15 protein-coding genes are annotated in these 14,333 nt (G+C 39.7%); 14 read left to right on the forward strand and 1 reads right to left on the reverse strand.

Translation table 11 applies throughout. From position 1 onward, the window contains the following. Positions 1 to 2 precede the first annotated feature (2 nt). From D8844_RS02350 to D8844_RS02395, 9 genes are all read left to right on the forward strand, one after another. Positions 3 to 314 carry a CHY zinc finger protein gene (locus D8844_RS02350; protein ID WP_125421626.1) on the forward strand — a complete coding sequence of 104 codons (312 nt, stop codon included), beginning with the start codon at positions 3 to 5 and terminating at the stop codon, positions 312 to 314. A gap of 231 nt (positions 315 to 545) precedes the next feature. Beyond that, positions 546 to 746: a F0F1 ATP synthase subunit C gene (locus D8844_RS02355; RefSeq protein ID WP_001054556.1), complete on the forward strand. Its 201-nt coding sequence runs from the start codon at positions 546 to 548 to the stop codon at positions 744 to 746. Between the two features lie 34 nt (positions 747 to 780). Beyond that, on the forward strand, positions 781 to 1,497 hold the full coding sequence (gene atpB, locus D8844_RS02360; RefSeq protein WP_000392869.1) for a F0F1 ATP synthase subunit A: 717 nt from the start codon (positions 781 to 783) through the stop codon (positions 1,495 to 1,497). Positions 1,498 to 1,510: 13 nt separating this feature from the next. Further along, positions 1,511 to 2,005: a F0F1 ATP synthase subunit B gene (gene atpF / locus D8844_RS02365; protein WP_000558543.1), complete on the forward strand. Its 495-nt coding sequence runs from the start codon at positions 1,511 to 1,513 to the stop codon at positions 2,003 to 2,005. Then, positions 2,005 to 2,541: a F0F1 ATP synthase subunit delta gene (locus D8844_RS02370; protein WP_125421629.1), complete on the forward strand. Its 537-nt coding sequence runs from the start codon at positions 2,005 to 2,007 to the stop codon at positions 2,539 to 2,541. The genes atpF and D8844_RS02370 overlap by 1 nt, the downstream gene beginning before the upstream one ends. A gap of 14 nt (positions 2,542 to 2,555) precedes the next feature. Then, the gene (gene atpA, locus D8844_RS02375) at positions 2,556 to 4,061 is read left to right on the forward strand and encodes a F0F1 ATP synthase subunit alpha (protein ID WP_125421632.1); all 1,506 of its coding nucleotides are present in this window, start codon (positions 2,556 to 2,558) and stop codon (positions 4,059 to 4,061) included. Between the two features lie 15 nt (positions 4,062 to 4,076). Next, complete coding sequence (locus D8844_RS02380; protein ID WP_000301228.1) at positions 4,077 to 4,955, forward strand: F0F1 ATP synthase subunit gamma; 879 nt, start codon at positions 4,077 to 4,079, stop codon at positions 4,953 to 4,955. 191 nt (positions 4,956 to 5,146) lie between these two features. Continuing rightward, the gene (gene atpD / locus D8844_RS02390; RefSeq protein WP_000094372.1) at positions 5,147 to 6,553 is read left to right on the forward strand and encodes a F0F1 ATP synthase subunit beta; all 1,407 of its coding nucleotides are present in this window, start codon (positions 5,147 to 5,149) and stop codon (positions 6,551 to 6,553) included. A 10-nt stretch (positions 6,554 to 6,563) separates the two neighbouring features. Then, positions 6,564 to 6,983 (forward strand): F0F1 ATP synthase subunit epsilon, encoded by a 420-nt coding sequence (locus D8844_RS02395; protein WP_000940836.1) that lies wholly within the window; start codon positions 6,564 to 6,566, stop codon positions 6,981 to 6,983. 33 nt (positions 6,984 to 7,016) lie between these two features. Here D8844_RS02395 and D8844_RS02400 read toward each other — a convergent pair whose 3' ends face one another. Further along, positions 7,017 to 8,030, reverse strand: a complete 1,014-nt coding sequence (locus D8844_RS02400) for a lactonase family protein (RefSeq protein ID WP_125421635.1) — start codon at positions 8,028 to 8,030, stop codon at positions 7,017 to 7,019. Positions 8,031 to 8,174: 144 nt separating this feature from the next. Here D8844_RS02400 and D8844_RS02405 point away from each other — a divergent pair, with 144 nt between their 5' ends. The 5 genes from D8844_RS02405 to D8844_RS02425 all read left to right on the forward strand — a co-directional run bounded on the left by D8844_RS02405 (position 8,175) and on the right by D8844_RS02425 (position 14,321). Beyond that, entirely contained in the window at positions 8,175 to 9,341 is a 1,167-nt protein-coding gene (locus tag D8844_RS02405; RefSeq protein ID WP_000400294.1) for an AI-2E family transporter, read from the forward strand. After that, positions 9,331 to 10,560 (forward strand): tetratricopeptide repeat protein, encoded by a 1,230-nt coding sequence (locus D8844_RS02410; RefSeq protein WP_185757658.1) that lies wholly within the window; start codon positions 9,331 to 9,333, stop codon positions 10,558 to 10,560. Before D8844_RS02405 ends, D8844_RS02410 begins: the two co-directional genes overlap by 11 nt. A 291-nt stretch (positions 10,561 to 10,851) precedes the next feature. Further along, positions 10,852 to 12,651 (forward strand): streptococcal pilin isopeptide linkage domain-containing protein, encoded by a 1,800-nt coding sequence (locus D8844_RS02415; protein ID WP_125421638.1) that lies wholly within the window; start codon positions 10,852 to 10,854, stop codon positions 12,649 to 12,651. Between the two features lie 388 nt (positions 12,652 to 13,039). Further along, positions 13,040 to 13,681: an amino acid ABC transporter permease gene (locus tag D8844_RS02420; RefSeq protein ID WP_000121156.1), complete on the forward strand. Its 642-nt coding sequence runs from the start codon at positions 13,040 to 13,042 to the stop codon at positions 13,679 to 13,681. Between the two features lie 10 nt (positions 13,682 to 13,691). Continuing rightward, complete coding sequence (locus D8844_RS02425) at positions 13,692 to 14,321, forward strand: amino acid ABC transporter ATP-binding protein (RefSeq protein ID WP_000891744.1); 630 nt, start codon at positions 13,692 to 13,694, stop codon at positions 14,319 to 14,321. Positions 14,322 to 14,333: the final 12 nt, after the last annotated feature.

Here is a 14,333-nt window from a genome sequence, read left to right on the forward strand (position 1 = left end):
GAATGAATCAAGCACAAGGTTTGTTAGTTGATAATGAAGGTAGATGTATTCATTACCATGGTGAAAAGGACATCGTTTCCCTCCAGTGTTATGAATGTAAAAAATACTACGCATGCTATCAGTGTCACAATACTATGGAGACACATGTGTTTTCGCCCTATCCCTTGGTGCTTTCTGAGGATCGACCGATCTTATGTGGGGGTTGTAAGAGGACAATGACTTTCCAAGATTACCAAAAGCAGATGGCTTGTCCTTACTGCAGTGCACCATTTAATCCAGGTTGTAAACAACACTATTCCTACTATTTTAAATAAAATGAATCGATCCAAGTTCTTAACTTGGATTTTTCAGTTTGTTTCAGAAAATAGAGTAAAATCAAGAAAAACTCGCAATCTAAAATGGAAAAACTTTCTATAGAATGGGGTAAAAACAGCAAAAATAGAAATAAATCATATGAAACGCTTTCAACGTAAGTAAAAAGTTGACAAATCAAAATTTTAGGACTAAACTAAGTAAGTAAATTTTAAATAAAAGGAGAATTCATCATGAATTTAACATTTTTCGGTCTTTGTCTTGCCTGTATGGGTGTATCTCTTGCAGAAGGTATGTTGATGAACGGTTTGTTCAAATCAGCAGCTCGCCAACCAGACATCATCCCACAATTACGTAGCTTAATGATCATGGGGATTGCCTTTATTGAAGGAACGTTCTTGGTTACCCTCGTCTTTTCATTCGTCATCAAATAGACAAATGGAACGAGAAGAAAAGGGAGGATTCTAGATGGAAGAAAGTATCAATCCAACCATCAATATTGGTCCTGTTACCTTTGATTTAACCATGTTAGCCATGACCTTGTTGATTGTGGGAGTTGTTTTTGGCTTTATCTATTGGGCAAGTCGCAATATGACTTTGAAACCCAAAGGAAAGCAAAATGTACTTGAGTATTTCTATGACTTCGTTATTGGATTTACAGAACCTAACATTGGTAAAAGCTACATGAAAGACTACTCGCTCTTTTTCCTTTGTCTATTTCTATTTATGGTACTGGCAAATAACCTCGGTTTGATGGCGAAACTTCAAACTACAGATGGGACAAACCTTTGGACATCGCCAACTGCAAATCTCCAGTTTGACTTGGCCTTGTCATTTGGAATTATCCTGATGACCCATATTGAAGGGATTCGTCGCCGTGGGATTAAAAAATATCTAAAAGCCTATATCACACCTGGCTTTATGACTCCCATGAATATCTTAGAAGAGTTTACCAACTTTTTATCACTTGCCTTGCGGGTGTTCGGAAATATCTTTGCTGGAGAAGTGATGGCTAGTTTGCTAATCACTCTATCTCATCAAGCTCTATATTGGTATCCAGTTGCTTTTGGTGCTAACTTGGCTTGGACAGCCTTTTCTGTCTTTATTTCCTGCATCCAAGCTTATGTGTTTACCATGTTGTCTTCTATGTACTTAGGAAATAAGATAAATGATGGAGAAGAGTAGAAAGGAGTAACAGATGCACGTAACAGTAGGTGAATTAATTGGTAACTTTATTTTAATCGCTGGCTCTTTTATCCTTTTGATTGTCTTAGTTAAGAAATATGCGTGGTCAAACTTGACAAGTGTCTTCGAAGAAAGGGCAAATAAAATTGCTGCTGATATTGATGGAGCTGAACAAGCTCGTCAAAAAGCAGAAACTCTTGCTCAAAAACGTGAAGATGAATTGGCTGGAAGTCGCAACGAGGCCAAAACAATCATTGAAAATGCTAAAGAGACTGCAGAAAAGAGTAAAGCAGATATTCTGGCAGATGCTAAAGTAGAAGCAGGTCGCTTAAAAGAGAAGGCGAATCAAGAAATTGCTCAGAATAAAGCAGAAGCTTTGCAAAGTGTTAAGGGCGAGGTGGCAGATTTGACGATTAGTCTTGCTGGTAAAATCATCTCAAAAAACCTTGACAGTCATGCTCATAAGGAACTCATTGATCAGTATATCGATCAGCTAGGAGAAGCCTAATGGACAAGAAAACAGCAAAGGTCATTGAAAAGTACAGCATGCCTTTTGTCCAATTAGTGATTGAAAAAGGAGAAGAGGACCGGATTTTTGCAGACTTGGATCAATTCAAGCAAGTCGCAGAAGAAACGGGCTTACCTTCTTTTTTAGCTCAGGTGGCAGTTGATGAGTCTGATAAGGAAAAAACAGTTGGTTTCTTTCAAGACTCTGTCTCACCTTTAATGCAAAACTTTATTCAGGTTCTGATTTACAATCACAGAGCAAATCTTTTTTATGATATCATTGTTGATTGTTTGAATCGTCTTGAAAGAGAAACCAATCATTTTGTAGTCACGATCTCCTCAGCTCATCCTTTAACAGATGAACAGAAGGAACGTCTGCTCCCATTGATAGAGAAAAAAATGTCTCTGAAAGTACGGAGTATTAAAGAACAAATTGATGAAGGGCTCATTGGTGGTTTTGTCATTTTTGCTAATCACAAGACAATTGATGTGAGTATAAAACAACAACTTCGAGTTGTTAAAGAAAATTTGAAATAGAAAGTGGTGTTCTTTTGGCAATTAACGCACAAGAAATCAGCGCTTTAATTAAGCAACAAATTGAAAATTTCAAACCCAATTTTGATGTGTCTGAAACAGGTGTTGTAACCTATATCGGGGATGGAATTGCGCGTGCTCACGGTCTTGAAAATGCCATGAGTGGAGAGCTGTTGATCTTTGAAAACGGCTCTTATGGGATGGCGCAAAACTTGGAGTCTACAGACGTTGGGATTATCATCCTAGGAGACTTTACAGATATTCGTGAAGGTGATACCATTCGCCGTACAGGTAAAATCATGGAAGTACCTGTGGGGGACAGCCTAATCGGACGTGTTGTCGACCCACTTGGTCGTCCAGTTGATGGTCTTGGTGATATCCATACTGACAAGACTCGTCCAGTAGAAGCGCCAGCTCCTGGCGTTATGCAACGTAAGTCTGTATCAGAACCATTACAAACAGGTTTGAAAGCTATTGACGCCCTTGTACCGATTGGTCGTGGTCAACGTGAGTTGATTATTGGTGACCGTCAGACAGGGAAAACAACCATTGCAATTGATACAATCTTGAACCAAAAAGGGCAAGATATGATCTGTATCTATGTAGCGATTGGACAAAAAGAATCAACAGTCCGTACACAAGTAGAAACACTTCGTCAGTACGGTGCCTTGGACTACACAATCGTTGTGACAGCCTCTGCTTCACAACCATCTCCATTGCTCTTCCTAGCTCCTTATGCTGGTGTAGCTATGGCAGAAGAGTTTATGTACCAAGGCAAGCATGTTTTGATCGTTTATGATGATCTTTCAAAACAAGCGGTCGCTTATCGTGAGCTTTCCCTCTTGCTTCGTCGTCCACCAGGTCGTGAAGCCTTCCCAGGGGATGTTTTCTACCTTCACAGCCGTTTGCTTGAGCGCTCAGCTAAAGTTTCTGATGAGCTTGGTGGTGGATCTATCACAGCCCTACCATTTATCGAGACACAAGCGGGAGATATCTCTGCCTATATAGCAACCAACGTGATTTCTATCACTGACGGACAAATCTTCCTTGGTGATGGTCTCTTCAATGCGGGTATTCGTCCAGCCATTGATGCGGGTTCATCTGTATCCCGTGTAGGGGGTTCGGCACAAATCAAAGCCATGAAAAAGGTTGCTGGTACACTCCGTATCGACCTTGCTTCATACCGTGAGTTGGAAGCTTTCACTAAGTTTGGTTCTGACTTGGATGCAGCAACACAGGCTAAGTTAAACCGTGGACGTCGTACTGTGGAAGTATTGAAACAACCTGTTCATAAACCACTACCTGTTGAGAAACAAGTAACCATTCTCTATGCTTTGACACATGGTTTCTTGGATACGATTCCTGTAGATGACATTGTTCGTTTTGAGGAAGAGTTCCATACTTTCTTTGATGCTCATTATCCAGAGATTTTGGAAACCATTCGTGATACAAAAGACTTGCCAGAAGAAGCGGTCTTGGATGCTGCGATTACAGAGTTTCTCAATCAATCCAGCTTCCAATAAGAATAGAGGTGTCAGATGGCAGTATCTCTAAATGATATTAAAACAAAAATCGCCTCAACCAAAAATACGAGTCAAATCACTAATGCCATGCAAATGGTATCGGCTGCCAAGTTAGGTCGCTCTGAAGAAGCAGCGCGCAACTTCCAAGTCTACGCTCAGAAGGTTCGTAAGCTTTTGACGGATATTCTGCATGGTAACGGATCTGGTGGTTCAACCAATCCGATGCTCATCAGTCGCCCAGTTAAGAAAACAGGCTATATCGTTATCACTTCAGACCGTGGCTTGGTTGGAGGTTATAATGCTTCCATCCTTAAAGCCGTTATGGAGTTGAAAGAAGAATACCATCCAGATGGTAAAGATTTTGAGATAATCTGTATCGGTGGTATGGGAGCTGATTTCTTTAAGGCTCGTGGTATTCAGCCAATCTATGAACTACGTGGCTTGGCAGATCAACCTAGTTTTGATGAAGTTCGTAAAATTATTTCAAAAACGATTGAGATGTACCAAAACGAACTTTTTGATGAATTGTATGTCTGCTACAACCATCATGTCAATACTCTCACAAGTCAAATGCGTGTGGAACAAATGCTTCCGATTGTTGACTTGGATCCAAATGAAGCGGATGAAGAGTATAGCTTGACCTTTGAGTTGGAAACGAGCCGTGATGAGATTCTAGAGCAGTTGTTGCCACAGTATGCCGAAAGTATGATTTACGGGGCTATTATCGATGCCAAGACAGCTGAGAATGCTGCAGGTATGACAGCCATGCAAACGGCGACCGATAATGCCAAAAAGGTCATCAATGATTTGACAATCCAGTATAACCGTGCTAGACAGGCGGCGATTACACAAGAAATTACAGAAATCGTAGCAGGAGCTAGTGCCTTAGAATAGGCTCTAGTCCAGCTCGTATGAAAATGAACTTATACTCAATGAAAATCAAAGAGCAAACTAGGAAGCTAGCCACAGGCTGTACTTGAGTACGGTAAGGCGATGCTGACGGGCTTTGAATTTGATTTTCGAAGAGTATTAGGACCTAGTTGAGCTAGGAACCGACAGTATCTTATATAGAATAGGAGAAGGAGATGAGTTCAGGTAAAATTGCTCAGGTTATCGGACCTGTTGTAGACGTCTTGTTTGCAGCAGGGGAAACACTTCCTGAGATTAATAATGCACTTGTCGTCTACAAAAATGACGAAAGAAAAACAAAAATCGTCCTTGAAGTAGCCTTGGAGTTGGGTGATGGTATGGTCCGTACGATCGCCATGGAATCAACAGATGGTTTGACTCGTGGAATGGAAGTTTTGGACACAGGCCGTCCAATCTCTGTGCCAGTGGGTAAAGAAACTTTGGGACGTGTCTTCAACGTTTTGGGGGATACGATTGACTTGGATGCTCCTTTCGCTGAAGACGCTGAGCGTCAGCCAATTCATAAGAAAGCTCCAACTTTTGATGAATTGTCTACCTCATCTGAAATCTTGGAAACAGGGATTAAGGTTATCGACCTTCTTGCCCCTTACCTTAAAGGTGGGAAAGTTGGACTCTTTGGTGGTGCCGGAGTTGGTAAAACCGTCTTAATCCAAGAATTGATTCACAACATTGCCCAAGAACACGGTGGTATTTCAGTATTTACCGGTGTTGGGGAACGTACTCGTGAGGGGAACGACCTTTACTGGGAAATGAAAGAATCAGGCGTTATCGAGAAAACAGCCATGGTATTTGGTCAGATGAATGAACCACCTGGAGCACGTATGCGTGTTGCCCTTACTGGTTTGACAATTGCTGAATACTTCCGTGATGTAGAAGGCCAAGATGTGCTTCTCTTTATCGACAATATCTTCCGTTTCACTCAAGCTGGTTCAGAAGTATCTGCCCTTTTGGGTCGTATGCCTTCAGCCGTTGGTTACCAGCCAACACTTGCTACTGAAATGGGTCAATTGCAAGAGCGTATCACATCAACTAAGAAGGGTTCTGTAACCTCTATCCAGGCTATCTATGTGCCAGCGGATGACTATACTGACCCTGCGCCAGCAACAGCTTTTGCTCACTTGGATTCAACTACAAACTTGGAACGTAAGTTGGTACAGTTGGGTATTTACCCAGCCGTTGACCCTCTAGCTTCAAGTTCTCGTGCCTTGGCACCTGAGATTGTTGGTGAGGAGCACTACGCAGTTGCTGCTGAGGTTAAACGTGTCCTTCAACGTTACCATGAATTGCAAGATATCATTGCTATCCTTGGTATGGATGAACTTTCTGATGAAGAAAAGACCTTGGTTGCACGTGCCCGTCGTATCCAGTTCTTCTTGTCTCAAAACTTTAACGTTGCCGAACAATTTACTGGTCAACCTGGTTCTTATGTGCCAGTAGCGGAAACAGTTCGTGGCTTTAAGGAAATCCTTGAAGGAAAACATGACCAGCTACCAGAAGATGCCTTCCGTGGTGTCGGTTCAATCGAAGACGTCATTGCTAAGGCAGAAAAAATGGGATTTTAAGAGGTGATCTATGGCTCATTTAACTGTCCAGATCGTGACACCAGATGGCCTCGTCTATGATCACCATGCCAGCTTTGTATCGGTACGAACTCTGGATGGTGAGATGGGGATCTTGCCACGACATGAAAATATGATTGCGGTTTTAGCGGTTGATGAAGTAAAGGTAAAACGTATCGATGATGATACTCATGTGAACTGGATTGCAGTGAACGGAGGAATTATCGAGATTGCTAATGATATCATTACCATTGTAGCAGACTCAGCAGAGCGTGCTCGTGATATCGATATCAGTCGTGCAGAACGTGCGAAACTTCGCGCTGAACGAGAAATCGAAGAAGCCCATGATAAGCATTTGATTGACCAAGAACGTCGCGCAAAAATCGCATTGCAACGTGCTATCAACCGTATCAATGTCGGAAATAGACTATAAAAAAAATGAACTTGAAACTCAAGTTCATTTTTTTTAATGTAAGAAGTTGATGCAGACTGCTTCAGGGACATGGAAGTCGTTAGAAAGCTCTGCAAGACGACCACTTTTAGGATTGCGCTTAAAGACGGTTGCGTTATCAGAATCTTGATGAACAGCAATGAGAAACTCTTGATCAGGAGTTAGGTCGAAATCACGTGGATTTTTACCATGACTTGGAACAATCTCTAATAATTCCAAGCTACCATCAGCGAGGATTGTATAGACTGCAATGGAATCATGACCTCGGTTGGATGCATAGAGGTATTTACCATCTTTTGAAAGACGAATGGCAGCAGTAGCATTAAATCCCTCATATCCATCTGGTAAGGTTGAAATAACTTGCATGCGTTCAAATTCACCAACTCCATCATAAATCAAGACCTCTATCGTGCTATTAAGTTCGCAGATGAGATAGGCAATCTTATAATGATGATGGAAAACGATGTGGCGTGCACCTGCTCCAGCTTGGCTGTGATAAGTGTATAGTTTATTTAGTTTTCCTTCTTGACTAACATCATAGGTTGTTACCTCATCTGTTCCTAAATCACATGTGACAAGGTACTGATCAGGTGTTAGATCCGTAAAGTGTACATGTGGGGAAGTTTGGTTTTCATGAGGACCTTGTCCACTATGCTGATTTAGATCTGTTTGGATGAGGCTACCATCCGTTTGACGTTTATAAATCAGAACTTGACCCTTATGATAGTTGGCCCCATAAACGAGACCACGCTTTTCATCCACTGCAACGTAGCAGTGAGGAGCGCCTTCTTCAACCACATGATTTAGCAAAGTGCCATCTGTCTTATATGCAGCGATTCCACCTAAGCCATCCTGGCTCCCTACAGTGTATAAGTGTTGCTGTTGGTCAAAGGCAAGGTAGGTTGGACTTGATTCAGCAGCAAAGAGTTCAAGATTTTCAAGCTGGCCTGTTTCTGTATCAAAATCTGCCTTGTAAATCCCTTTAGATAAGCGACGAGTGTAAGTTCCAAAATAAACAGTTTCTTTCATGTCCATACCTCTTAATAATGATAAGTTCATTATACCACAAAATGGCAGTCATGAAGCACTAGATTCATCCATGTAAGCACTTTAAAAAAGAGTTATTTTAGTCTAAAAATGGTATAATGAGAGAATGACAGAAAGGATGTATTTATGGAACATAAAGAGAAACATTTTAGCCTATCTTGGTTTTTTAAGTGGTTTTTAGATAATAAAGCCATCACTGTATTTTTAGTAACCTTGTTACTGGGGCTGAACATTTTCATTCTAAGTAAGATTAGTTTTATCTTTTTACCGGTATTGGACTTTTTAGGGGTTGTCATGTTGCCAGTTATTTTATCTGGTTTACTTTATTACCTCCTCAATCCGATTGTGGACTGGATGGAGAAGCACAAGATCAATCGTGTTCTTGCCATTAGTATTGTTTTTGTCATTATCGGACTCTTTATCATTTGGGGGCTGGCAGTCGCAATTCCTAATCTGCAACGTCAAGTCTTAAATTTTGCGAAGAATGTGCCGACATACCTGGAAGATGCTGATAAGGTGATCAATGACCTTGTAACCAAACGCTTGCCAGATGATTTTAGACCACAGTTGGAGCAGGTTCTTTCCAATGTTTCTAGTGAGGCGACTATGTGGGCCAGCAAAATCTCTTCTCAAGCTGTTAACTGGGTTAGCGCCTTTATCAGTAGCGTTTCCCAGGTCATTGTAGCGGTTATTATCGTACCCTTCATGCTCTTTTATCTTTTGAGAGATGGGAAAGGCTTGCGGGATTACCTAACTAAATTCATCCCAAACAAGTTAAAAGAACCTGTCGGACAAGTTTTGTCAGATGTTAATAAACAGTTATCAAACTATGTTAGAGGGCAGGTTACAGTTGCTATTATCGTGGCAATTATGTTTATTATCTTCTTTAAGATTATTGGTCTCAGATATGCTGTAACCCTGGGGATCACGGCTGGTATCCTTAATCTAGTACCTTATCTAGGTAGTTTTCTAGCGATGTTGCCTGCTTTGGTTTTGGGCTTGATAGCAGGACCTGTGATGCTTTTGAAAGTGATTATTGTCTTTATTGTTGAACAAACGATTGAAGGTCGCTTCGTTTCTCCGCTTATTTTAGGTAGTCAGCTAAACATCCATCCCATCAATGTCCTCTTTGTTCTCCTAACTTCAGGGTCTATGTTTGGTATTTGGGGAGTCTTGCTGGGAATTCCTGTCTACGCTTCTGCCAAGGTCGTTATCTCAGCTATCTTTAACTGGTATAAGAAAGTCAGCGGTTTGTATGAAGAAGAAGGGGAGGAAATCAAGAGTGAACAATAGTCAACGCATGCTCCAGGCTTTGGATGACCAAGACTTAACCAAAGCAGATCATTATTTTCACAAATCCCTCGAAACAGATTCAAGTGAAGTTCTTTACGAACTAGCAAGCTATCTAGAGGGAATTGGCTTTTATCCTCAAGCAAAAGAAATTTACCAACATATCGTTACAGAATTTCCAGAAGTGAATCTGAATTTAGCAAGCATTGCTAGTGAGGATGGCAATGTTGAGGAAGCCTTTGCTTACCTTGAGGAAATCACACCCGAAAGTGACTGGTACGTATCGGCCTTGGCCTTGAAGGCAGACCTCTATCAGTTGGAAGGATTGACAGATGTAGCGCGTGAAAAGTTACTGGAAGCCCTAAACTACTCAGACGATGCCTTATTAGTTTTTGGTTTGGCTGAGTTGGATAGCGAGTTAGGGAATTATCAGGAAGCCATTCAGGGCTATGCTCAATTAGACAATCGCTCCATCTATGAGCAAACGGGTATCTCAACTTATCAACGAATTGGCTACGCTTATGCCCAGTTAGGCAAGTTTGAAGCTGCAACTGAATTTTTAGAAAAAGCTTTAGAACTAGAATACGATGACCAAACTGCCTTTGAACTGGCTAGTCTTTACTTTGACCAAGAAGAGTATCAAAAATCTGTTCTTTACTTTAAGCAGATTGATACCATTTCACCTGACTTTGAAGGATATGAATATGGTTATAGTCAAGCTTTGCATAAGGAACATCAGGTGGAAGATGCACTTCGTATCGCTAAACAAGGTTTGGAGAAAAATCCATTTGAAACTCGGCTCTTGCTTGCTGCTTCACAGTTTTCGTATGAATTGCATGATGCTAAGGCAGCGGAGGACTTTCTCCTTACTGCCAAAGAAGATGCAGAGGATACAGAAGAAATTTTCCTTCGCCTTGCAACCATTTATATGGAACAAGAGCGGTACGAAGATATCATCGCTCTCCAAAGTCAAGAACCTGAAAACCTCCTGACCAAGTGGATGATTGCCCGTTCTTACCAGGAAATTGAGGATTTAGATAAGGCCTATGAGCTCTATCAAGAATTGTCATCTGACCTCAAGGACAATCCAGAATTTTTAGAGCAATATACTTATCTTTTGCGTGAATTGGGGTATTTTGAAGAAGCCAAAGTGCAAGCTGAAGCTTATTTAAAACTCGTTCCAGATGATGTTCAGATGCAAGAACTCTTAGAAACACTTTAAGGATTTCTATTTTTTGTAAAATTTTATTAACAGAAACGAATGACTTTAAATGAATGATTTGAAAGACCTCAGAGGTCTTTTCTTTTTTACTAATATAATATAAATGTTAGAATTTCTTATAGCCAATTTAGATGAAGTTTTGAACGATGAAAGCCTGCTACACCCTATAAAATAAGAGTTTAAAGGTATGATTTGAACATCGAACTACTATGAAATACTTGACAAATTTATATAAGAATATATAATAATAAATAGGGGAATCTATCCCCAAAAATAAAGGAGGCAAATGTTGTGAAAAAGATTAATAAAAAACTTTCTCATGCATTCATGGCGCTATTGTTAGTAGCTTCAGTATTTATCCCAGTACTAAGAACTAGCAATGTGGTTAAAGCTGCTGAACTACCATCTAGTAGCTATACGCTAACGACAGTACCGACAATTAACAATAATAAGTTAGTTGATGGTGCAGAGTATGGTGAAGGGAAATTTTACCTTCAAACCACTTACAAATTCGACAACTCAACAACGTTGAAGAATGGTGACTTTATGGTTTATAAAGTTCCAAATGAATTCAAAATTGAATCAGATTCAACTACTGAAATCTTTGGTAACGATGGAGTCACTAAGGTTGCTGAATTAACGACAAATAAGTCTGCAAATACAGCGACTGTGACGGTAAGTAACGAAGATTATTTTGCTAACTTACCTGAAGAGAAACAAATTTCGGCCTTATTTACTGTTGTATGGGCTGATAATGTTGAACTCAATAAATCGTATCCAATCGACATTCCTGGAGCAGGAGTATACAATTTGACTCGTATTGTTCCAGATGAGGATCCAACAGGATTTACTAAATGGGGAGTTCAAGATACGAACGATCCAAATTATATTAATTGGTATATTCGCGTAAACAAATATGCTAATCCTTATGAAGGTGTTTCGATTCAAGATACAATCCCTGAAGGGCAAGTATTAGCTAGTGAGATTACAGGTTACTACTTTACTGAATGGGGTAAGGATGAGCATCATCCTCTTTTGAATCCAAGTCACATTGTTGTTCAAGATTCTAATCGCTTCACTATTACTCCAAATGGTAATGGTGATCTAACTAATCAAGGTTTGTATGTAGTCTATAAGACTCGTATCACCGCACCAGTTGATAATACAACAAAGAAAGCTTTCAATAACGTTAAAATTACGACTTCGACTGAAAACTTTGATGTAGAAGGTTTTGCACCATTAACTACAACTGAAGGTATTAGTTCAGGTTCACGTTCTACAGAAGTTTCATTTGAGGTTTCTAAGCAGTTAAAAGGAAAAGACTTAGCTGCTGAAGAATTTAGCTTCCAACTACTTGATCCAAACGGATCAGTTGTTGAAACTGTTAAGAATGATAAAGATGGCAAAGTGAAATTTAAAGCCGTTAAATTCTCTACAGTGGGTACTTATAAGTATCAAATCAAAGAAGTTAATGATCAAAAACCAGGTTTTGCTTACGATGATAAGACTATTAACGCAGAAGTTACTGTAACAGATGTTTATGGTGAGAAGTTTGCAAGTGTTAAATATGACAATAAAGTTTTTGTAAATTCGTATTCTGCTAAATCTGCAACAACTTCAATTACTGCTAAAAAAGTCCTAAATGGTAAAACTCTTGAGGCAGATAAATATGAATTTGAATTGAAAGAAGGCGACAAACTTGTAGCTACAGCTAAGAATGCTGCAGACGGAACAGTTGCTTTCCCAGCGATTGAATACACTGCTGCAGGAACTCACACGTATACTATCACTGAAAAAGATGGTGGTGAAGCTGGTGTAACTTATGATAAAAATGCTTATACAGTAACAGTAAAAGTTGTAGACAATGGTCAAGGTCAACTTGTAGCAACAGTTACAGGTAATAATCCAACCATCACAAATACTTATGCTACTGAGACTCCAGGTTCTTCTGATAACAAACCTAAACAACCAGAAGAAAATAAAGAACTACCAAATACTGGTACATCTGAAATGACTATCTTGCTTACTGTTGTAGGAGTAGTACTTGCATTTGGTTCCATTCTCTTATTCCGTTTCAAAAAAGTTAAATAATCTAGTTGAAAAATTTTGATGCCCTTGCTATGGCATCATCAAAGAACCACTTGTATGGATAGTAGAAATGATACTATTCTTATAAAGTGGTTCTTTTTTTATATCTCTAGAGGTATGAAGTGAATGAGAGCAAATAGCGTTCTGTATCAATGAAATCTTTATAGATATTTGATAAAAAATTTTGATCATTGTTCTCTCAGAATTAGAAGTTAAACCTATATTCGAGTCTAAAATCCTTATAATTCTTCGAATTCTGTAAGATAATATTTCGCTCTTATTTCTTAGATAAAGGTGTATAGTTCAAGAAATATAGAATTTTTTTACAAAAACTCTTGCTAAATTGTTTATTTATGCTATAATAGGAACAATAATTTTTAGGAGGTGCAGTATGTCTTATATGTTTGAGATATTACCAAGTTTATTGAACGGTGCAAGTATGACGCTTCAAGTCTTTGCTCTGGTTTTAATTTTTTCAATTCCTTTAGGTATTGTCGTTGCCTTTGCTTTACAAGTCCGCTGGAAACCCCTCCATTATCTGATTGACCTTTATATTTGGGTGATGCGAGGGACTCCCTTGCTCTTGCAATTAATCTTTATTTACTATGTTCTTCCTAGCATTGGGATACGTTTAGATCGTTTGCCTGCTGCTGTGATCGCTTTTGTATTGAACTATGCAGCCTACTTTGCTGAAATCTTTCGTGGTGGGATTGAAACCATTCCTAAAGGTCAATATGAGGCTGCTAAGGTCTTGAAGTTTAGTCCTTTTGACACAGTGCGCTATATCATTCTTCCTCAAGTTACAAAGATTGTCTTACCGAGCGTCTTTAATGAAATCATGAGTTTGGTCAAGGATACTTCTTTGGTTTATGCCCTTGGGATTTCAGATTTGATTTTGGCTAGTCGGACAGCAGCCAATCGAGATGCCAGTCTTGTTCCTATGTTTTTAGCTGGAGCGATTTATTTGATTATGATTGGTCTTGTAACCATTGTAGCGAAAAAACTTGAGAAGAAGTACAGTTATTACAGATAGGAGGATTGCTATGTTAGAATTACGAAACATTAACAAGGCCTTTGGTGGCAAACAAATCTTAACCAATTTCAGCCTATCAATTCCTGAAAAGCAAATCCTTGCAATCGTAGGTCCATCAGGAGGCGGAAAGACAACCCTATTACGTATGCTAGCTGGATTAGAAACCATCGATTCTGGAGAAATCTACTATAACGGCGAATCGCTAGCTATAGACGAACTAGAAAAGCGCAATCTTCTGGGATTTGTTTTCCAAGATTTTCAACTCTTTCCACATTTGTCAGTTCTAGATAACTTAACTCTGTCGCCTATAAAAACAATGAGCATGGAGAAGGAAGTTGCTGAGAAGAAGGCGCGTGGTTTGTTAGAACAACTTGGGTTAGCTGGACATGCAGATGCCTTTCCATTCTCACTTTCAGGTGGGCAAAAACAACGGGTGGCCTTAGCACGTGCTATGATGATTAACCCAGAAATTATTGGATATGATGAGCCTACATCAGCCTTAGACCCAGAATTGCGATTAGAAGTAGAAAAACTTATCCTTCAAAATAAAGAGCGTGGGATGACTCAGATTGTTGTAACCCACGATCTTCAGTTTGCGGAAAACATTGCTGATCAGATCCTTAAGGTTGATCCAAAGTAGGAGTAGGAGGTG

This window comes from Streptococcus oralis, from assembly GCF_003942875.1.
GTDB lineage: Bacteria > Bacillota > Bacilli > Lactobacillales > Streptococcaceae > Streptococcus > Streptococcus oralis_BX.

Bases quoted from the DNA above. Each gene is read 5' to 3' on its own strand.
- D8844_RS02355 (WP_001054556.1), top strand. From the start codon at position 546: ATGAATTTAACATTTTTCGGTCTTTGTCTTGCCTGTATGGGTGTATCT.
- D8844_RS02425 (WP_000891744.1), top strand. From the start codon at position 13,692: ATGTTAGAATTACGAAACATTAACAAGGCCTTTGGTGGCAAACAAATC.
- atpB (WP_000392869.1), top strand. From the start codon at position 781: ATGGAAGAAAGTATCAATCCAACCATCAATATTGGTCCTGTTACCTTT.
- D8844_RS02380 (WP_000301228.1), top strand. From the start codon at position 4,077: ATGGCAGTATCTCTAAATGATATTAAAACAAAAATCGCCTCAACCAAA.
- D8844_RS02395 (WP_000940836.1), top strand. From the start codon at position 6,564: ATGGCTCATTTAACTGTCCAGATCGTGACACCAGATGGCCTCGTCTAT.
- D8844_RS02370 (WP_125421629.1), top strand. From the start codon at position 2,005: ATGGACAAGAAAACAGCAAAGGTCATTGAAAAGTACAGCATGCCTTTT.
- atpD (WP_000094372.1), top strand. From the start codon at position 5,147: ATGAGTTCAGGTAAAATTGCTCAGGTTATCGGACCTGTTGTAGACGTC.
- D8844_RS02420 (WP_000121156.1), top strand. From the start codon at position 13,040: ATGTCTTATATGTTTGAGATATTACCAAGTTTATTGAACGGTGCAAGT.
- atpF (WP_000558543.1), top strand. From the start codon at position 1,511: ATGCACGTAACAGTAGGTGAATTAATTGGTAACTTTATTTTAATCGCT.
- D8844_RS02400 (WP_125421635.1), bottom strand. From the start codon at position 8,030: ATGAAAGAAACTGTTTATTTTGGAACTTACACTCGTCGCTTATCTAAA.
- D8844_RS02350 (WP_125421626.1), top strand. From the start codon at position 3: ATGAATCAAGCACAAGGTTTGTTAGTTGATAATGAAGGTAGATGTATT.
- D8844_RS02405 (WP_000400294.1), top strand. From the start codon at position 8,175: ATGGAACATAAAGAGAAACATTTTAGCCTATCTTGGTTTTTTAAGTGG.